Origin of the sequence: Streptomyces sp. NBC_01166 (genome assembly GCF_045039765.1) — a bacterium.
Taxonomy (GTDB): Bacteria; Actinomycetota; Actinomycetes; order Streptomycetales; family Streptomycetaceae; genus Streptomyces.
Genome location: NZ_CP108613.1, coordinates 1,189,892 through 1,208,279, shown reverse-complemented (window position 1 = coordinate 1,208,279; position 18,388 = coordinate 1,189,892). Strand labels below are relative to the sequence as shown.

At 68.3% G+C, this 18,388-nt stretch carries 16 protein-coding genes; 12 read left to right on the top strand and 4 right to left on the bottom strand.

Annotated elements, in window-relative coordinates; all coding sequences use genetic code 11:
- Positions 1-19: 19 nt before the first annotated feature.
- Entirely contained in the window at positions 20-1,024 is a 1,005-nt protein-coding gene (locus OG379_RS05540; RefSeq protein ID WP_405659933.1) for a PDR/VanB family oxidoreductase, read from the bottom strand.
- A gap of 1 nt (position 1,025) precedes the next feature.
- The gene (locus OG379_RS05535) at positions 1,026-2,159 is read right to left on the bottom strand and encodes a Rieske 2Fe-2S domain-containing protein (protein WP_405659931.1); all 1,134 of its coding nucleotides are present in this window, start codon (positions 2,157-2,159) and stop codon (positions 1,026-1,028) included.
- A gap of 110 nt (positions 2,160-2,269) precedes the next feature.
- Between OG379_RS05535 and OG379_RS05530 the strand changes: the two genes are divergently transcribed.
- Together OG379_RS05530 and OG379_RS05525 are read left to right on the top strand one after the other, a co-directional pair.
- Positions 2,270-2,863, top strand: a complete 594-nt coding sequence (locus OG379_RS05530) for a PadR family transcriptional regulator (protein ID WP_405659928.1) — start codon at positions 2,270-2,272, stop codon at positions 2,861-2,863.
- Between the two features lie 67 nt (positions 2,864-2,930).
- Complete coding sequence (locus tag OG379_RS05525) at positions 2,931-3,536, top strand: class I SAM-dependent methyltransferase (RefSeq protein WP_405659925.1); 606 nt, start codon at positions 2,931-2,933, stop codon at positions 3,534-3,536.
- A gap of 120 nt (positions 3,537-3,656) precedes the next feature.
- Here OG379_RS05525 and OG379_RS05520 read toward each other — a convergent pair whose 3' ends face one another.
- Together OG379_RS05520 and OG379_RS05515 are read right to left on the bottom strand one after the other, a co-directional pair.
- The gene (locus OG379_RS05520) at positions 3,657-5,156 is read right to left on the bottom strand and encodes a DUF4246 domain-containing protein (RefSeq protein ID WP_405659924.1); all 1,500 of its coding nucleotides are present in this window, start codon (positions 5,154-5,156) and stop codon (positions 3,657-3,659) included.
- A 205-nt stretch (positions 5,157-5,361) separates the two neighbouring features.
- A complete protein-coding gene (locus tag OG379_RS05515; RefSeq protein ID WP_405659922.1) occupies positions 5,362-5,973 on the bottom strand; it encodes a TetR/AcrR family transcriptional regulator in 612 nt (203 codons plus the stop codon).
- A gap of 478 nt (positions 5,974-6,451) precedes the next feature.
- On the opposite strand from OG379_RS05515, the gene OG379_RS05510 reads away from it, so the two are divergent.
- The 10 genes from OG379_RS05510 to OG379_RS05465 all read left to right on the top strand — a co-directional run bounded on the left by OG379_RS05510 (position 6,452) and on the right by OG379_RS05465 (position 18,362).
- Positions 6,452-7,621 (top strand): sulfotransferase family protein, encoded by a 1,170-nt coding sequence (locus OG379_RS05510; RefSeq protein WP_405659920.1) that lies wholly within the window; start codon positions 6,452-6,454, stop codon positions 7,619-7,621.
- A gap of 160 nt (positions 7,622-7,781) precedes the next feature.
- Positions 7,782-8,615 (top strand): HAD family hydrolase, encoded by an 834-nt coding sequence (locus tag OG379_RS05505; RefSeq protein ID WP_405668419.1) that lies wholly within the window; start codon positions 7,782-7,784, stop codon positions 8,613-8,615.
- 581 nt (positions 8,616-9,196) lie between these two features.
- A complete protein-coding gene (hisD, locus tag OG379_RS05500; protein WP_405659919.1) occupies positions 9,197-10,534 on the top strand; it encodes a histidinol dehydrogenase in 1,338 nt (445 codons plus the stop codon).
- Positions 10,531-11,832 carry an acetyl-CoA carboxylase biotin carboxylase subunit family protein gene (locus tag OG379_RS05495; RefSeq protein ID WP_405659917.1) on the top strand — a complete coding sequence of 434 codons (1,302 nt, stop codon included), beginning with the start codon at positions 10,531-10,533 and terminating at the stop codon, positions 11,830-11,832. Before hisD (OG379_RS05500) ends, OG379_RS05495 begins: the two co-directional genes overlap by 4 nt.
- A complete protein-coding gene (locus OG379_RS05490; protein WP_405659915.1) occupies positions 11,825-12,916 on the top strand; it encodes a pyridoxal phosphate-dependent aminotransferase in 1,092 nt (363 codons plus the stop codon). Before OG379_RS05495 ends, OG379_RS05490 begins: the two co-directional genes overlap by 8 nt.
- Positions 12,913-14,586: a thiamine pyrophosphate-binding protein gene (locus tag OG379_RS05485; protein ID WP_405659913.1), complete on the top strand. Its 1,674-nt coding sequence runs from the start codon at positions 12,913-12,915 to the stop codon at positions 14,584-14,586. The genes OG379_RS05490 and OG379_RS05485 overlap by 4 nt, the downstream gene beginning before the upstream one ends.
- On the top strand, positions 14,583-15,887 hold the full coding sequence (gene hisD / locus OG379_RS05480) for a histidinol dehydrogenase (protein WP_405659911.1): 1,305 nt from the start codon (positions 14,583-14,585) through the stop codon (positions 15,885-15,887). Before OG379_RS05485 ends, hisD (OG379_RS05480) begins: the two co-directional genes overlap by 4 nt.
- Positions 15,884-17,143: an aspartate aminotransferase family protein gene (locus tag OG379_RS05475; protein ID WP_399234288.1), complete on the top strand. Its 1,260-nt coding sequence runs from the start codon at positions 15,884-15,886 to the stop codon at positions 17,141-17,143. Before hisD (OG379_RS05480) ends, OG379_RS05475 begins: the two co-directional genes overlap by 4 nt.
- Positions 17,140-17,499 carry a cupin domain-containing protein gene (locus tag OG379_RS05470; RefSeq protein WP_405659910.1) on the top strand — a complete coding sequence of 120 codons (360 nt, stop codon included), beginning with the start codon at positions 17,140-17,142 and terminating at the stop codon, positions 17,497-17,499. The genes OG379_RS05475 and OG379_RS05470 overlap by 4 nt, the downstream gene beginning before the upstream one ends.
- Positions 17,496-18,362 carry a phosphoribosyltransferase gene (locus tag OG379_RS05465; RefSeq protein WP_405659908.1) on the top strand — a complete coding sequence of 289 codons (867 nt, stop codon included), beginning with the start codon at positions 17,496-17,498 and terminating at the stop codon, positions 18,360-18,362. The genes OG379_RS05470 and OG379_RS05465 overlap by 4 nt, the downstream gene beginning before the upstream one ends.
- Positions 18,363-18,388 lie beyond the last annotated feature (26 nt).

Sequence of the window (18,388 nt, the reverse complement as noted above, 5' to 3'; positions counted from 1 at the left end):
TACGCGGTGCTGCACCGGGTCAGGTGAGGTGGAGGGTGAGGACGGCGGGGTCGTCCGAGCCGCTGTCGGCTGCCACTGCTCGGGAGACGCAGAGGCACAGGCGGCCCGAACGCTCCTTCTGCGGCCCGCTCAGGAAGACGTCGCGGTGGTCGATGGTGCCGGTGGAGTCGACCACCTTCGCCAGACACAGCCCGCACTCGCCTTTGCGGCAGTCCGAGAGCGTCCCGACACCGGCCGCCTCGAGGGCATCGAGGATCGACGTGTCGGCTGCGACGGTGATCTCCCGGTCGAGCTGAGGAAGACGCACCACGAACTCCTCGGCCGGGTGCCGGCCGCTGGAACCGAAGGTCTCGAAGCGCAGGTTGGTTGCCGGCAGGTCGTGTACGGCCCAGCTCTGCGAGACGGCGTTCATGAGCCCGATCGGGCCGCACATGTAGAGCTCGGTGCTCGCCGCGGCGGGCGTCCGGGGGATCTCGGCGACGAGGTCGTCCACCGCCAGCGGAGTGCCCTCGTCGACGACGTGGACACGGACTCTCTCGCCGTGCTCCGCGACCAGTTCGTCGAGGTACGCCATCACGACGCGGCTGCGACCGGCGAACACCAGCGTGTAGTCGGCACCGCGTCGCCGTAGGGCGGAGGCCATCGCCACCAACGCGGTGACGCCGATGCCACCGGCGACGAGTACGTAGCGGGTGGCCCCGACCGCGAGGGGGAAGTTCTGCAGCGGACCGGTGACGGTCAGCTCGTCCCCGGCCTCCAGCCGGTGCATCGCCGCCGAGCCACCGGACGAGGTGGGGGAGAGCTGCACGCTGAGGGTCAGCCGGCGGCCGCCGTCCTCGGAGCGCACTACAGAGTAGGAACGCACCCGGCGGGCGCCGCCCCCGATCTCCACGTCGATGTGCGTGCCTGGCGCGGCGTGCTCGGGCTGCTCGGGGGCCAGGACGATGCGGCGGACGCCGACAGCGGCGTCGGACACCTCGACGACCCGGGCCCGCTGCCAACGAAGCCGGGTCTGCACCGCCACTTCAGGCCCCCTGACCGGCGGCGGGCACGGAGGAGGGACGCCCCTCGGCCGCGATCATGCGCTCGAGTATCCGGCGTACCCACATCCCGCCGGCATCGATGTTGAGGCTGTAGAACTCGTGGTCCGGGTTGGCGTCGATGGCGCGCTGCTGGGCGCAGAGCATGTCTTCGTCCTCGCCGAAGACCCCGTGCACCGCCTGGCGCAGCTGGGTGGTGATGGTCTGGCTGTCCAGGCAGTAGTCGCGCATGAACGCCCAGAAGTAGTGGGAGGTGCGATCGGTCTCGGGAGTGATCGTGTTCATCACGTATCCGTTGACGCCCTGGCTGCGATCGCCCTCGGGCGCACCCGTGCCGGCCTTCGCCACACCGACGTCTATGCGGATCGTGGCCGGTGCCTCGAACTTGATGATCTGCCAGCGGTCGACCTTGCCGGAGAAGCCCGGGTACTTGTCGCGCATGTTCTTCAACCAGAACGGAGGGGCGTCGATGTCGCGCATCCATCGGGCGACGGTCACCGTGTCGCCCTCGTGTGTCACGTCGAACTCGGCCTCCGACAACTCCTCCTGGCCGATGCTCGAGGAGTGCACGAACTCCTCGTGGGTGAGGTCCATGAGGTTGTCGAGGACGAGCTGGTAGTTGCATTCGGCGTGGATCGTCCTGCCGTCGCCGGCCCACGCCGGATCATCCATCTGATGCATGTCGGGCACGGTGGTCGGATCGGCCAGGTCCGGATCGCCGACCCAGACCCAGAGGTACCGGTAGCGTTCGACGAGGGGGTACGAGGGGACCACCGCGCTGGGGTTGATCGTCTCCTGCGCGGGCATCCCTGTGCAGCGGCCGGTCGAGTTGTACCGCAGACCGTGGTACGGACACTGCAGCTCGTCGCCGAGGATCCTGCCCTTCGACAGCGGAGCGAGCCGATGCCAGCAGGCGTCCGCGAGGGCCACCGCGCGGCCCTCCGAGTTGCGCCACAACGCCAGCGGTACGCCCGCGACCGTGCGGGCCAGCGGCTGCCGGGCGGTGACCTCGTAGTCCCAGGCAGCGACGTACCAGGCGTTGCGGGGGTAGTTGAAGATCTTCGCCGCTGCGGTGGTCGGTGGTGCGGTGTCCGGCGGGGGAGAGACGGAGAGGGACATAGGAACTCCCTATGGAGAGAGGTATGTGTTGCGCGGGTCACAAACTAGCTATGGATATAGTGAGTGGCAAGGGTGTGTACCTTGATCAGTCCGGAAGGGGAGGTAGTGCCTTGTCCCTGCGGTACGCGCTGACCGCGCTGCTCACCGGTCGCCCGATGACTGGGTACGACATCTCGAAGAGCTTCAGTCGCTCGGTGGCCCATGTCTGGCACGCCCCGGACTCGCAGATCTATCCCGAGCTCAACCGGATGGAGCGCGACGGGCTGCTCACCTCGGTCGAGGTGCCCTGGGGCAAGAAGGGGACGAAGAAGGAGTACCACGTCACCGCCGCCGGCCTCGCCGACTTCCGGGCGTGGATGAGCTCCCCGTTGACGCCTCAGCGGCAGCGCGACCCGGCGTTCCTGAAGGCGGCCTACTTCGACTTCGCCGACCCCGCGTCGGTGCGTGAGCAGCTCACGCAGCAACAGGTGTACTGGGAGGAGCAATTGAGCATGCTCGAAGGCACCCGGGCCGCGCTCGTCGACCGCACTCACCCCACCCTGGCCGCCCGCCTGTCCAAGCTGGCCGAGCGGGAGGCCGAGCTCGCGGTGCGCTACAAGGTGTACGCCTACGACGGGCTCATCGCCCGCGCCCGAACCGAGCTGGCCTGGATAGCGGACGGATTCGCCCTCGTCGACGAACTGCACGACCTCCGACCGGAATGACTTCCATCAGCGCTGTGCGCCCAGCCGACTCTTCGCGCAGTCGCATGGTCGCCCTATAGTTGGCCTTATGAGCCGCTGGACGGATTTGACCGGGAAAGCGTCCGGGGAGGACTACGCCGCACGTTTCGCCACCCTGGCCCGTAGTGGAAAGAACGTGCACGGCGAGGCGCAGTTCTGTGCAGCTCTCGTGCCTGTCGGAGCGAGGGTGCTGGACGCCGGTTGCGGAACCGGACGCGTCATGATCCGGCTCGCGGAACTCGGGTACGACTGTGTCGGGGTGGATCTGGACGCGTCGATGCTGGCAGTGGCGCGGAAGGAGGCGCCGGGACTGCCCTGGTTCCGGAGCGACCTGGCGGAGTTCGAGCCGGCCCGGCTCGGCATCGCCGGAGACTTCGACCTTGTCGTCGCTGCGGGCAATATCTTCCCTTTGCTTGCCCCCGGCACCGAGTCCACGGTGGTCGAGCACCTGGCCGCGGCACTGCGTCCGGGCGGCCTGCTGGTCGCCGGCTTCGGCCTCGACGAAGCCCACCTGCCGGTGCCGCCCAGCCTTACGCTGTCGGACTACGACGACTGCTGCGCAGCGGCCGGGCTCACCCTCGTCGACCGGTTCGCCACCTGGGATGCCGACCCTTACGACGACGGCGGTTACGCCGTCAGCGTCCACCGTCGATGAGGGCGTACTGGACGTCTTGACTGCCGTGTCCATCAGGCGGGTCGGCGACCACTGGGCACCGTGGGCAATTCTCTGGCAGGCACCGTGCTCAGTGGTACGCCCATTCCGGAGGAAAGAGGCTCAGTGCTCGCAGAGGGAGAATTCTCGTTCGTAGAGCTGCTCGTTGTGCTCGTCGACGAAGAACTTGCGTTCCTGCATGAGCTGTTCGCGGTAGCTCCTGGCTTGTTCAAGAGTCATGGTCGAGGTGCCTGACCACGGTTGTTGCGGTGGCACATCAGAGGTCGAGACGATGTTTTCCGACGGGTCGACCAGGAAGAACGCGAGAATCTTGCGATGTCCCGGGCGGCTGGGATCCGTGAGGCGGAACGAGCCGACGCGGTGTTGCAGCATGTTCGGGAAAGCCAGGCAGCGGCCCGCTGGGGTGGTGGCCGACCCCAGCGTCTGATTCAGTGCGTCTTCGTCCTCCAGGCCGTAGACCTCCCGCAGACCGTTGTCGTCGTTCTGTTCGTAGCGCGGGTCGTCGAGCGCCGACCGGAAGCTCAGCCGGCTTTCGGTGATGTTCTCGCTGTCCCAGTAGTAGATGCCGGTCGACACGATCCGCTCGTTCAGCATTCCCTCGACATGCCACGAACCGCCGGTGTACTCAGGCTTTTCCGGGGTGAGGTGAATGGTGGCGAGCTTGACGATGACCTGGAGACCGCGACCGCGCAGGTCGACTCGGGCGGATCCGTCGGGCAACACGGGCGGCGTGAAGGACGGCGCGTCCGGGATGACCGGGCGGCGGTTCTCCCACCAGTCGTCCTGGGCCTCCTCCCATGCACGAAGGGCTTCTGCGTAGGCCCCGTCATCACCGTAGGAGGACTCGTCCGGGTACTCCGGCTCCGAGTCGTACCATGCGAAAGGATCAGCCTCGATCCGCAGGGGCCGCGGATGGCGCAGGTCGGTGAGCACGTTCTCGAACAGAGGACGCAAGCGCGCGAACAAGTCCGGCAGGACGGATGCCAGTTCGTGATGCGCTTCGGGGTGGACGTTGTTGACGTACGAACGGAAGACCACATTGCCGTCGGAACTGACATCGACGTCCGTGGGAAGCCACTGGAATTTCTCCGAGAACTCGTATTTCGAGTAGCGGTCCGTGGGGTTCTGCCAAGCCCGCTCGGGCGCCCCGCTCACCTCCCTCACCAGACAGAACAGCGAGGGATGAACCAGATCCATCACCTGACCGTCGGATCCGGGATGCCAGTCCTTTTCTGCTTCGGGGACCTCTTCCAGAACGCGAACCGCCTCGCGCAGCCGGGACCTGAGCTTGTCGTCGACCAATGTGTCCGACTGCCAGACGCCGTCGACGGCCGACACTTCGATGCCGGTCCGTCCGTCCCGCAGTGCCGCGTAATGCACGAGTTCGTCAAGCACGTAACGAACCTGCGCTTCGGTGAGCCCTTGGGCGACGGCTTCTTGCGTCCACCTGGCGACGATTTCGGCATCGTTCATCTTGTCGAACCACCCCGGCTTCGCCCGGATGTGCGAGCTGCACCGCATCATCTGGAGTTCCCGCAGCGTACGAGGCGTCGCGAACGATATGGAACGGGAAGCATGAAAGGGCAGCGGGAAGGCAGACATGCCAGTCGATTCTCTTGGTCCTACGGGTCGGTGTGCGGTGGCGGGAAGGATACTTCAGCAGACCGACACCGCAGCCGTGGTCTCCGTCATCGCCGGTCCGGGAGCACAACCCGCACGGTCCGGAGCCCGGACGGCTCAGCGAAGCGCCGTGGGAGACCGAGCCGCTCCAATCGCCCTGCGTGATCTCCGACCGGGTGCGTTCCGGTCAGAGATGCTTCGAGAGGTCGGCCTTCAGCCAGACCGAGGCGGTGGTGACAAGCATGTTCAGCGCATCGTTCACGGAAACGGAAGCGTTGTCGCTGACGATGTGCAGACCAAGGCCGTCCTCCATGGCCAGCAACGCTTCCGCGAGAGCGCGTGCGGACATCTCCGCGCGGAACTGCTTGGCTGCCAGCCCGCTGTCGATGATGCTCTCGTAGAGCATGATCTCCCGATCCCAGAGCGACGTCATCAGAGCGGCGTGCTGCTTGCTCCGTGTGGCGAGACCGTGCAGCTCGTACAGCATGCCGCAGATCTGGTCCTCAGGGCCCGAGGGAAGTCCCGACTCGAATGCCCTGACCAGTCGCCGCGAGGGGTCGACCACCCTCGACATGGCCTGCATGCGGTGATCCACATACCGGTTGACCAGTGCCCGGTGCACGTCGTACACCAGGTCGTCCGTCTCCGGATAGTGGTAGAGCACCGAGCCGGGTGACATTCCTGCCCTGGACGCGATCTCCCGGATGGTGAGAGCGGAGAGCCCGAGCTCCGCGATGCACTCCTCGGCCGCCTTGACCAGCTGCTTCTTGCGCTCTTCCGAACGAACCCGACGTGCCACAGGTGGTTCCTCTCGACAGCAACGATCCTGGTCACCAGACGTATGACGCAGGCATCGACGCCCTCACAGGCTATCGGCCCCCTACCCGACATCAAGCTCTTCGGTCATGCACTCTACTGCACAGGCGTTCAAAGATTCAGTCGCCCTCGGACTCCTGCTGCAGAGGCTCCCGGGTCTGCGGCCGAACTGGTGATCAAGTGCGTTCGGGTGACACGAAAGTGCAGTTCAAGCCCATGGTGCGACGGAGGGGGACCGCTGTGCTACGCCCGCCGGCGGGCGGACTCCCCTTGACACCCAACTGCCGACTGATGAACGCTGACGCAACTTCGACCGGGCCGATGTGCCCCGTCGAGGCGGGGTGAGGGCTTACGGGGGCAAGCCAGAGGCGGTGTGCTGTCGTCTTCGGCTCGGAAACCGGTGTTCATCGACCTGCAGGCGCGAGACCACGACGCAATGCAACTGGTGAGAGGGACGGGACATGGGTGAAGAAGACATCCTGCGGCAGCTGACGAAGGACCGGCTCATGGAGGAGGCGGTCAAGAACACCGGACTCTCCGACTTCGGTGAGCCCGGATTCGAGGAAAGCCTCGAAATCCTCCTCGAATCGCTGCGCAGGACCGCCGGTGACCTGGGCCCCTACGGCAGGACGTGCGCGCTCGGCATGCCCCTGGGCGCTCTGGAGAACCGTCTGCACCTCGCCGAGAACGCCCGGTCACACCCGGATATCGCACGGACGGCCATCCACGAACCGGTCTTCATTCTTGGATTGCCCCGGAGCGGGACCACGCTGCTCCACAACTTGTTGGCCGTGCACCCCGCCCTGCGCGCCCCCCTGTTCTGGGAACTCCAGTCTCCGGCCACCCCCCGGGGCGAGGGGCGGGAAGACCTCATCGCGAAGTGCCGGGCAGGGCTGGAAGTGCAGCACGAGAAGACCCCGAGCTTCCGTTCCATCCACGCGCAGTCCCCCGAAGGGCCGGAGGAGTGCAGCTGGCTCCTCATGAACGAGCTGCGCAGCTTCCTCTTCCTGTTCTGCTTCGACGTGCCGGAGTACGGCGAATGGCTTGCCTCCGCCGACATGGAACGCGCGTTCCTGTCTCACCGGTCACAGCTCCAGCACATCCAATGGCGGCGTCCCGGGGGGAATTTCGTCCTCAAGGACCCCTATCACGCGCTGTATCTGAACGAGATCAACAAGGTGTACGGCGACGCACGGTTCATCTACCTCCACCGTGACCCCGCCGAGGTGCTCGGTTCGCTCTGCAGTCTGCTGGAGAGCGTGCGCAAGCTGTCCTACGAGAACCAGCCGGTCCACACGTACGGTGCGCAACTTGCCTCGCTGATAGAGCAGCTGATTCGCGCACAGCAAGCCTTCCGGCAGGCGAACCCGCTCGACGGCAGAGCCCTGGACATCAGCTACACCACGCTCTCAGCCGACCCGGTGGCCACTGCCTGCACGATCTTCGAATTCCTGAAACTGGACGTCACCGCCGACATCGAGCAGCGCCTCACGGCCTATGTCGGGGAGTTCAGTCAGCACAAGTACGGCGTTCACCGGTACTCGCTGGACAGGTTCTGCGCGGACGAAGCGAGGGTCGCGCGTGAACTGCGTGACCTGGCGGCCGAGGACCCGGTCGGGAGCTTCCGGTGAACAGCACGGCCCCGCCGGAGTCCCGTCGTCTCGCGTCGGGTGCGGCTCGGATCGAGGAGCGGTGACCGTGCTGCGAGGGCGTACGGAAGGCGGCGCTTCAGTGTCCCGGCGACCGCGGGACCCCGGAGCCGGGCTCCTGCGGAGCGCCTCCGGGTCGGGCGTGGCCGGATTCCCGTACCAACTGGTCGCGACCGATCTGGACGGGACGCTGCTGCGTTCCGACGACACGGTGTCGGATCGTACACGCGCCGCGCTCGCCGGTGTGGCGGCGGCGGGCGCGGCGCACATCGTGGTGACAGGACGGTCCGTGCCGTGGACCCGGCCGATCCTCGACTACCTGGACTACCGGGGCATAGCGGTGTGCGGGCAGGGCGCTCAGGTCTTCCACGCGGGGGAGCAGCGGCTGATCACATCCGTCACGCTCGACAGGCGGACGGCCGCGTCGGCTCTGTCGAGGATCGAGGCCGTGACCGGCCCCCTGGCCATGGCCGTGAGCAGGGACGGGCTCGAGGGCGAGGTCATCGCCACACCTGATTTCCGCAGGCCCGGCGAAGGTGAGGAGACGGCGCACCCACTGCCGTACGTGGCCATGGTGGAGCCGTCGGATCTGTGGGCGGCGCCGTTGAACAAGATCTACATCCAGCATCCGGAGTTCGACGACGACCGGCTCGCCGATGTGGCGCGGCGGACGGCGGGTGATGTGGTCGGGGTGATGATGGCCGGCGCGGGTGTGGTGGAGCTGCTGCCGCCGGGTCTCACCAAGGCGACGGGGCTTTCCCTGGCAGCACGCGAGCTCGGAGTGCCGGCCGCGGGCGTGATCGCCTTCGGGGACATGCCGAACGACATCCCGATGTTCGAGTGGGCGGCGCGCGGGGTGGCGATGGAGAACGCGCACACCGGGCTGAAGGCAGTGGCGGACGAGGTCACCGCCTCGAACGACGCGGACGGGATCGCTGTCGTGCTCGAACAGTTGTTCGCGGGCTTCGCCGGCTGAGGCAGGAAAAGCGGCAGCGCCGCACCGTGGGAGTCGCCGCGGCGAGACGCTGCCGCACCTGGCCGTGCACCGCCGTGGCGGTGAACGTCACTCGCAAAACCGTGGATTCACAAGTTTTCCTGTTCAACTGTTCAAAGTCACGGACGGCGCGCATCGCGCCCGTTGTTCAGTGGGTGGACACCTCTAGCATGATGTGTGCGTGACAAACGTGCAGGTCAACTGGGATAAAAGCTGCCATGTGATGCAGTTCGGCCCGGCCGCAACCTGATAGGTCGTTGACAGTGCTTCACCGTTGATAAACACTTGTGCAACACGAAGCGGCTGATGATCACTCACTGATCCGCGTGCCACCCACGCAAACAGCGCGGCCCCACGAGGCGGTGAGTGCATGTGTCGTCAGTGTCCGACGCTGTCGGTCCGGGGGTCTCTGACGCGTTGAGAACGCGGCCCCGGCAGCGCCTGCCCATGACCAGGGGGATTCGTGGCGCCTGAACTCATCTGTCGACACGCACGGCGGATATCTCCGTGATTGTTGTGCTGATCCGCGTTTTCAGGACATTAGTTCGCACCAAGGGGCTTTGATGACTGACTCTCCACCTCCCGTGCTCGATTGGGCCACGGCCTCGCCCGAGGCGCGGGCGCGCCTGTTCAGACCTGCTCGCCCGGCCGACGACCACGCCGGTGATGCCTTGCTGGCCGGCATCCAGCAGCTGATCGAGGACGTCCGTACGCAGGGGGACGCCGCCCTGCTGCAGGCGCTGAAGCAGTTCGACCGCATCGACCTGACGCAACAGCACATCCGGGTGAGCGCAGAGGAGTTCGCGGAGGCACGGGCCTCGCTCGACCCGGCGACGACGGACGCCATCCGCGTGGCCATCGCCCAGGTCAGGGCCTTCAGCGAAAGGGAGCTGGAGCACGCTTCCTGGCAGGAGCGGGCGGACGGCACGCTGCTCGGGGTCACGGCACGGCCGCTCGACAGCGTGGGACTCTTCGTCCCCTGCGGAAAGGGCTCCTTCCCCTCGGTCCTGGTGCAGATCGCCACGCCCGCCGTCGTGGCCGGCGTGCCGCGCATCGCCGTCGCGGTGCCGCCCGTCGCGGGCACCGCGGGCGAGGTGGACCCGGCGGTCCTCGTCGCCGCGCAGGAGCTCGGAATCGACGAGGTCTACCGCGTCAACGGGCCGGCCGGGATCGCCGCGCTCGCCCATGGCACCGAAACCGTCCCGCGCGTGGACAAGATCGTCGGCCCCGGCAGCCCCGCGGTGGCCCTGGCGCAGCGTGAAGTCCAGCGCAGCGGATGCCTGGTCGAGGTCGGCTACGGCCCCAGCGACTCCCTGATCGTCTGTGACGACCAGGCACGTCCCGAACTCCTCGCCGCCGACCTGCTGAACGAGGCCGAGCACGGCATGGACTCGTCCGCCGTACTCGTGGGCACGGACGCGTCCGTGCTGTCACGGACCGCCGAGGAGGTGGTACGGCAGGCGGCCATGCTGCCCGAACAGCGCCGCCGCTACGCCCACAGCTCCATCTACGACAACGGAGGCATCGTCCTGGTGCGCTCGTTGTCCGAGGCCATGGACATCGGTAACGACTACGCGCCCGAGCACCTCCAACTGGCCGTGGCGGACCCCGAGTCGCTGCTGCCGCTCGTACGCCACGCCGGCACCGTCCTGCTGGGGCAGTGGACCACCTTCGCCGCGTCGAACTTCGCGATCGGGACTCCGGCCACGCTGCCCACCAACGGCTTCGCGCGTATCACCAGCGGCGTGACCACGGCGACCTATCTGAAGCGCATCGCCGTCGCGGGGCTGGATCGCGCCGCGTTCGCCCGGATCGCGCCGACCGTGACAGCGCTCGCCACCCACGAGGGATTTCCCGCGCATGCCGCGTCCGTGACGATCCGTCAGGAAGGGCTCCGATGACTCCGAAGCCGAGCATCCTCCTTCTCGGATGGCGCACCCCCTACATCCGCATCGCCCGTGAGCTCGGTCTGCGCACTGTGGTGCTCTACCCGCCCGGGCAGTGGGACAGCGGTCAGGTGGACCCCGCGGAAGCCGACCAGTCGATGCTCGTGGAACAACTTTCCAGTGTCGAGCACGTGTTGAGGGCCGTGGCCAGACTCGATCTGTCCGGCTGCATCGCGGTCCACACGCAGGAGGAATGGGCCCTGGCCTCAGCGGGGCTCGTGGCCGAGCACCTCGGAGTACGAGGGCCCGATGCGGACGTGATGTGCCGCTTCCGCGACAAGGCGCTGCAGAAGGACCATCTGACCGCGGCGGGGTTCGACATCCCCGCCCACCTAGAGATCCCGGACATCCTCAGTCCCGAGGTCCCCTCCCAGGTGGCGGAGTTCGGCTTTCCGACCGTGCTCAAACCCATCGCGGGCGCAGGCACCTCGATCACCGTGCTGACCCGGGACGCCGCCGACGTCGAGCGGGCGCAGGCCGAAGCGCGCACACACGACGAGACACCTGTCGTGCTCGGGCGTCGCACCTTCATCGCGGAGTCCTTCGTCCCGGGCCGCGAATGGCATCTGGACGGCTACGTGCGCGACGGCGAGCTGGAATTCCTGGCGGTGTCGCGGTACGGGGTGAACCCGATCGACACCAGGCAGGGCTCGCTCCTGTGGAGCTGGTGCCTGGACCCCGAGCGCGAGAAGTGGGCCTACCGGCTGGGCCACGATCTGGCTGAGCGCAGTCTTTCCGTGCTGGGCCTGCGGGACGGCCTGTTCCACCTGGAGGCGTTCCACCAGGAAGGGCCCGATCGCCTTGTGTTCGGCGAATGCGCGGCCCGGCTCGGCGGCGCCATGGTCCGCGAGGCGGTCCTGCGTAAGTTCGGACTCGATCTCTACCGGGCCGGCATCGAGATCGCCGCCGGTCTGCCGGTCACGCCTCCGCGCCCGGCGATCGGGAACGACGTCGCCTGGACCTACCTGACGGCCGCTCCCGGGCAGCTCGTCTCCCGCCCTACCGAGGACGAGGTCCTAGAGCGACCGGAAGTCACCGACTTCCGCTATCTCGTGAACTCGGACGACGCGGTCCCGGACACCACGGTCTGGACCGCCGCCCGCCTGGCGGACGCCGTCATCGTGGCCCCCGAGGGCGCCGAACTCGACGTACTCCTGCGGGAACTGCGCGACTGGTTCAGTGACGCGGTCGTCACCCGGCAGGAGTCAGCCGAGCCCCCTTCCACCTCTCACGAGGACATACCCAGTGCGTAAATTCCCCAGCCTCGTTCCCTTCAAAGCCGGCCCGCACGCCCTCGATCCGCACGGCGTGGAGCGCCTGGCGCTGAGCGAGAGCCCCTTCGGGGCCTCGCCCAAGGCCCTGGCCGCGGCCCGCGCCGAGGTCGAGCGGATCAACCACTACCCGAACTCCGACACCGAGCCTCTGCGCGGTGCGCTCGCCTCTCATTACGGGGTACCCGCCGACTGGGTCCTGGTGGGCAACGGCGCGGACGAGCTCATTCTGCTCACCGTCCTGGCCACCTGCGCCGCGGGCGGCCGCGGGGTCACCACGGAGCGCACTTTCGCCGGCTACACCGCCGCCTTCGAGACCGCCGGACTGACCACGCGGCTCGTCCCCCTGGACGAGAACGGCCCCGACGTAGACGAACTCGTCGAACAGGCCCGAACCGCGGACATCACGATCGTGTGCAACCCGCACAACCCGCTCGGACGCGCCCTGGACAGCGACGAGATACGCCGAGTCCACCAGGCGACCGTCGAGGGGAACGGCGTGCTGGTCCTCGACGAGGCCTACGCCGAATTCGCCGTGCCGCAGGACTTCACCTCCGGCCTGACGGACATCACGGACACCGACAACATCGTGGTGCTTCGCACCTTCTCCAAGGCCTACGGCCTCGCGGGGCTGCGCTGCGGATACGCGATCGGCAGCCCGCGCATCATCGATGCCATGGCCGGGCTCCGTACGGTCCTCCCCTACAACGTCAACCGTGTCGCGATCGCCGCGGCGACGGCAGCGCTGCAGGACCAGGACCATCTTCGGCACGTCGTCCACGACTCCATCGTCTCCCGGACCCTGCTGTCCGAAGGCCTGGCCAGGTACGGCATCCGATGTCTGCCTTCACAGGCGAATTTCGTACTGGCCGAAGTCGGCCCGCAGAGGGAAGCCTTCGTGCAGCAGCTGGTGTCCGAGCACGCGATCCAGGTGCGTGACGGCCGTTCCCTCGGATTCGACCGGCACGTCCGCATCGGTGTGTGCCGCCCTGACACGGTGGCCCGGGTCGTCTCCGCGGTCGCGGACGTGCACGACCGGCTCACCACCCCCGCGGGGGTGCTGTGACCAAGCAGACAGGCGCGGCCGCCGTGGCCTCCGTCCTCGCGCAGGCAGGTATCCGCCGCGCGTTCGGGATCCCCGGCCAGCGCATCCTCCCCTTGTTCCACGAGATGGCGAACGAACACGGCATCCCCGTCGTGCTGACCCGGCATGAGCAAGGCGCCGCCTTCATGGCGGACATGCACGCACGACTCGGCGGTATCGGCTGCTGTCTGGCGACATCCGGCCCCGGTGCCATCAACCTGCTGACGGGCCTCGCGGCCTCCTACATGGACAGCGTCCCCGTGCTCGCCCTCACCGCTCAGGCGGCGACCCACGAGTTCGGCAGGTACGGCATCCAGGAGGGGACGGGCATCGGCCGGACCCCCGACATCCGCGCGATGTTCGCGTCCACCACCAAGGGAAGCTTCCAGCCCACCTCCGTCGAGCAACTGATCCCGGACCTGAGCGCGGCTCTGCGACTGGCGACCGAAGGACGTCCCGGCCCCGTCCACGTCGACATTCCCAGCGACCTGCTGCTCGACCTCGTTCCCGAACGGATCGAGCCGTCCCCGGCTGCCGAGACCTTCCCGGCCGCCGCGGCCGTGCGCGCCACCGAGGACGAACTCCGGGCTCTGGACGCGGCGGTGCGACAGGCCAGGCGCCCCCTGTTGCTGATCGGCAACGGCGTCGCCCGCAGCGGAGCCCTGGACGACGCCCTGGCGCTGGCCCGCTCCCGGGACATGGCCGTGGCCGGCACCTTCCTCGCCAAGTCGGTCCTCGACGAGACCGACCCGCGTGTCCTGGGCCCCGTCGGCGTGTTCGGCACCCGCGCGGCCAACGAGGCCTTCCACCACGAGGCGGACCTGGTCGTCGCCCTCGGTGTCGCCTTCACCTACCTCAGTACCGCGGGCTGGCCCGACACACTTCGCGGGGACCGCGTCGTACGGATCAACAACGACCGGCGCGAGCTCGAAGCCAATGCCGAATTCGGCCAGGGGATCCTGGGCGACGCGGCGGATGTCGTACGCCGTCTCGCCGCGCTTCCCCCGGGCCCCGCCGCCGGCGGTCTGGCCTGGGCCACCGACATGCGACGCCGTCTTCCCGATCAGGTCGAGGCGAGCCGCAGCACCGCCCTGCATCCGGTCACCGTCTGCGAGACCCTCAACCGCCATCTCGACCATCGCACCACCGTGGTCGCCGACATCGGCCAGAACGCCTACTGGGGCGAGCGGCACCTGCGCACCCGCGGGGACAACCGGTTCATCATCAACGGCGGCCTCGGCACCATGGGCCACGCCGTTGCCGGAGCGACCGGCGCGTGGATGGCCCGGGCGGACGAGCACCCCGACGAACACGTGATCTGCGTGTGCGGCGACGGCGGTTTCATGATGGGAGCCCTGGAGATCTCGACGGCCGTCGCGGAGCGGGCCGACGTCACCTGGGTCATCTTCAACAACGGCACGCTCGGCACCCAGCGCGCCTGGTTCGAACGGGAAGGCCACCCGGTCGTCGCCGCCGACCTGCCGCCCACGGACCATGTGCTCCTCGCCCGGTCGCTGGGCGCCCACGCCGAGACGGTCCGCACCGCCGACGAACTCGACACCGCGCTCCGCGCCGCCAGGGCCACCGGGGGGCCCAGCGTTCTCGACGTCCTCATCGACCCGTGTCCCGTTCCGGAGGCCTACCAGCCATGACCGCTTTCGACGTCCTCACGGACACCGACCCCGATTTCCACCAGCGCCTCGCCGAACTCGGCGCCGCCGCCGAACTCGCCTCCGAGGCAGTGCGCCAAGACCTGCAGAAGCTGTACGACGACGTACGCGAACGAGGCGCCACCGCCGTCGTGGACGCGACCGAACGCTTCGACGGTGTCACCGTCCGGGAACCGCTCGTCATCGCCGACGACGTCGTGAACAGCCGTGCCGCGCAGGTCTCGCCCGAACTTGCCGCCAGTCTGCAGGCCAGCATGGAGGCCCACCGCCAGGTCAACGAGGCGTTCCTGGCGCCGGCCGCCCAGGTGTCCGTGGGCGACGGGATCACCACACGCCTGGAACGCCGCCCCGTCAGCAGTACCTGCCTGTACGTTCCGGGCGGACAGGAGCGCTATCCCTCCACACTCGCGGGCCTCGCAGTGGCGGCGAAAGTTGCGGGGGTGGCCCACATCACCGCAGTGCTGCCGCCGGAGGACGACGGGCTGCCCGACCCGGCCGCGTGCTGGATCGCCCGGAGCGCCGGCATCGAGCACCTGATAGCCGCGAACGGGCCCACCACCCTCGCCGCGATCGCACTCGGCGCACCCACGCTGCCCGCAGCGGAGCTCATCGTCGGGCCCGGCGGCCCGCACGTGGTGGCGGCACAGCAACTGGCTGGGCTCCAGGGCATCGGTGTCGGACCGCAGTTCGGGCCTACCGACTGCACCGTCCTTGCCGACGACACGGCTGATCCCGCACTTCTGGCGGCCGATCTGCTGACCGAGTCCGAGCACGGGCACGCCCCGCGCCTCGTCCTCATCACGTGGCAGGCGTCCGTCGCCGAGGCGTTCGCGGCGGAGATGGCGGCCGACGAGGAGGCCGCCACCATCTGGCGACGGTGCGGCACGACCGTGCTGTGCCGGGACCAGGCAGCCGCCGTGCGCACCGCCAACACCCTCGGCGGCGAGCAGATCCAGCTGGCGGTCTCCGCCGAGCGGGCCGAGGAACTCCTGCCGGCCATCACGGCGTTCTCCGCGATCCAGGTCGGCCAGCCGACCGGCATCTCCGCCGCCTACATGACGGGCGCCCCCGGGTGCCTGCCGACGGGGCGGTCCGCACGTTCCCATTCAGCCGTCACCGCGGAGACCTTCCGTCGCACCGTGGTGATCTCCCGCATCGGCGCTCCCGCCCAGGAGCGTCTCGCCCGGCTGATCGACCCACTGGCGGCGTACGAGGGGTTCCCCCGGCACGCGCACTCCCAGCGCCTGCGCGTGCCCGCCGCCGCAGCACCGTCCGACAAGTGAAGGGCCGCCCCATGGATCTGCTCTCCAACCGCTTCAGCGAAAGCGACACCTACGTCACCTCCGCCTCCGGTCCCTGGCTAACCACGGCGACCGGCAAGCTGACCGACTACCTCCTGGGGAACTGTTCCCAGATGCTCGGACACTGTCATCCACGTGTTGTCGACGCGGTCCGGCAGCAGGTGGGCCGCTCCGTGAACGTGGGCGACAACCGCACCCACGAGGCGTACCGCCTGGCCGAGCGCATCACCGGGCTCGCGAACAAGGACGCGATACGTCTCGTCAACAGCGGGAGCGAAGCGGTCCACTGCGCGCTGCGTGCGGCCCGCGCGGCCACCGGACGTCAACTCGTCCTGAAGTTCGAGGGGCACTACCACGGGTGGTTCTCCGAGGAGATCTCACGGTTCGTCCCCGACCTGGAGTACGACCGAGGTCTGCCGGACGACGCCGGCGAGCGGATGATCGTCGTCGAGTGGAACGACCGTGAAGCGGTCCGGGACGTCATCGCACGCCACGGTGACCGGCTCGCGGCCGTGCTCTGCGAACCCATGCTCTGCCACGCGGGGCCGGTCCCGGCGGACGAGGGCTTCCTCGCCTTCCTGCGGGAGCAGGCCACGGGTACCGGTGCTCTGCTGATCTTCGACGAGTGCATCACCGGATTCCGGCTCGCGCCGGGTGGCGCCCAGGAACGCTTCGGCGTCACCGCGGACCTCGTCACCTACAGCAAGGCGGTCAGCGCCGGATTCCCCATCGGGATCTGCGCCGGAACGGCCGAGGCGATGGCGCCGCTCGCCTCCGGCACCGCTTACCAGGCGGCCACGTACGACGCCAACTCCGTCTCTGTCGCCGCCGCCCACGCGGTCCTCGACGTCCTCGAGACCGAGCCGGTGTACGAGCGGATCGCCGAACACGGCACGCAGCTCCAGCAGTTCATGGCTGCCGAGCTTGAACGCCGTGGTGTGCCCGCCGTATGTCAGGGAGACACCTCTGTCTTCCAGTTCTTCTTCACCGACTCGCCCGTCCGCACGCACGCACAGGCCCTGGCCACGGACACCGTGCTCTACGGGCACCTCGTGCAGGAGCTCCAGGCGCGCGGCGTGAACATCTTCAAGGGCGATCTGCGGCCCAATCCCCGTGCCAGCTGGCTGTCGCAGTGGTTCGTGAGTGCCGCCCACGACCAGGAGGCGCTGGAGTGGACGACCGACGCCTACCCGAAGGCGCTGGACGCCGCCCTCGCCCTGCGGGGTGCCACCGCATGAGTGAGAAGCAGGTCTGGCTGACCGAGACCATGTGGATGCGCAACCTGGCCGACCTCGGCACGGTCTCCATGGACTTCCTGGAGATCCTGCCCGGAGCGGTGCGCACCCCGGTGGTGCACGACGACGGTGAGGAGATCCTCTACATCCTCAGCGGTGAGCTCGAGATGCATCTGGGCGACGACAAGTTCCCCGTCACCCGCGGCGACGTCATCCCGGTTCCCCGGCACGTGCCGCACGGAAGCATCAACCGCAGTGAGGCGGTCGTGCACATGCTCGCCGTGAATTCGCCCGCGTTCCGCCCCGAGGACGAGAAGGAAGCCGCCCCGCCGGCCGAGACGGAAGCGGGGCAGGCATGAGCGCGGTGACCGAACAGCAGGCGGCCGCCCCCGCCGGGGAGGGCCTCTCGCCGCTGCGCCACGTCTACCTTCTCGACGATCTGACCGGGCTGATCCCCACCCTCCCGCGTGCGCGGGAGCTCGGCGAGGAGGCGGTGGCCGAGGCCGTGGGAGCGGTCCGCCGCTGCGTGCTGAACGTGGCCGGGCTCATCGACCTGGACCACATAGCCGTCGAACTCATCAGCTGGGACCACGCACTGGCCGAGTTCCTGGCCCGGACCCCCACGCTGCCCGCACACGACGTGGCGATCGTCATCGGCTCCGGGGGAAGGCGTTTCGCCGACCAGCTCGAGGAACAGGGCCGCCGGCTCGCCGGACGCCTCGACGTACCCGCGGCCAAGATCCTCTCCGACTCCGGGGACGCGTTCTTCTCCGAGCACAGCGTACTGAGCAGGGACGGCACCCCCCTGGAGGTCGTGGTCCCGAGCGGCAGCACGCGCGTGCTCGTCGTCGACGACTGTGTGCAGACCGGCGGCACTCTGACCGCTGTCGCCGAGGCGGCAGGTGTGACGAGTGGTTCGGTGGTCACGCTCGTCTGCAACGAGTTCACCCGTCGGCGCCGCGAGTCGGACGGCTGGACCATCGACTTCGGCACCCTGCTCCCCGGGGAGACCTACCCGATGTCGTACGCCACGGATCTGTTCTGTGTCCGCGACTTCCTGGTGGACACCGCGGTCCGCTTCGCCGACGGCACCTCCACGTCCTACTCCTCCGGCGGTGACTGGCTCTCCTTCCTGCACGGCACCAGGGCGGAGGAGGCCCGGTCCCACTGGACACGGACCCGGGACCTGCTGGACGACCTCCGCCTGCTCGACCAGATCTGACCAGGCGTCGTACGAGAGGAATGAAG

Bases quoted from the DNA above. Each gene is read 5' to 3' on its own strand.
- OG379_RS05510 (WP_405659920.1), top strand. From the start codon at position 6,452: ATGGGTGAAGAAGACATCCTGCGGCAGCTGACGAAGGACCGGCTCATG.
- OG379_RS05520 (WP_405659924.1), bottom strand. From the start codon at position 5,156: ATGTCTGCCTTCCCGCTGCCCTTTCATGCTTCCCGTTCCATATCGTTC.
- OG379_RS05535 (WP_405659931.1), bottom strand. From the start codon at position 2,159: ATGTCCCTCTCCGTCTCTCCCCCGCCGGACACCGCACCACCGACCACC.
- hisD (WP_405659911.1), top strand. From the start codon at position 14,583: ATGACCGCTTTCGACGTCCTCACGGACACCGACCCCGATTTCCACCAG.
- OG379_RS05470 (WP_405659910.1), top strand. From the start codon at position 17,140: ATGAGTGAGAAGCAGGTCTGGCTGACCGAGACCATGTGGATGCGCAAC.
- OG379_RS05495 (WP_405659917.1), top strand. From the start codon at position 10,531: ATGACTCCGAAGCCGAGCATCCTCCTTCTCGGATGGCGCACCCCCTAC.
- OG379_RS05525 (WP_405659925.1), top strand. From the start codon at position 2,931: ATGAGCCGCTGGACGGATTTGACCGGGAAAGCGTCCGGGGAGGACTAC.
- hisD (WP_405659919.1), top strand. From the start codon at position 9,197: ATGACTGACTCTCCACCTCCCGTGCTCGATTGGGCCACGGCCTCGCCC.
- OG379_RS05465 (WP_405659908.1), top strand. From the start codon at position 17,496: ATGAGCGCGGTGACCGAACAGCAGGCGGCCGCCCCCGCCGGGGAGGGC.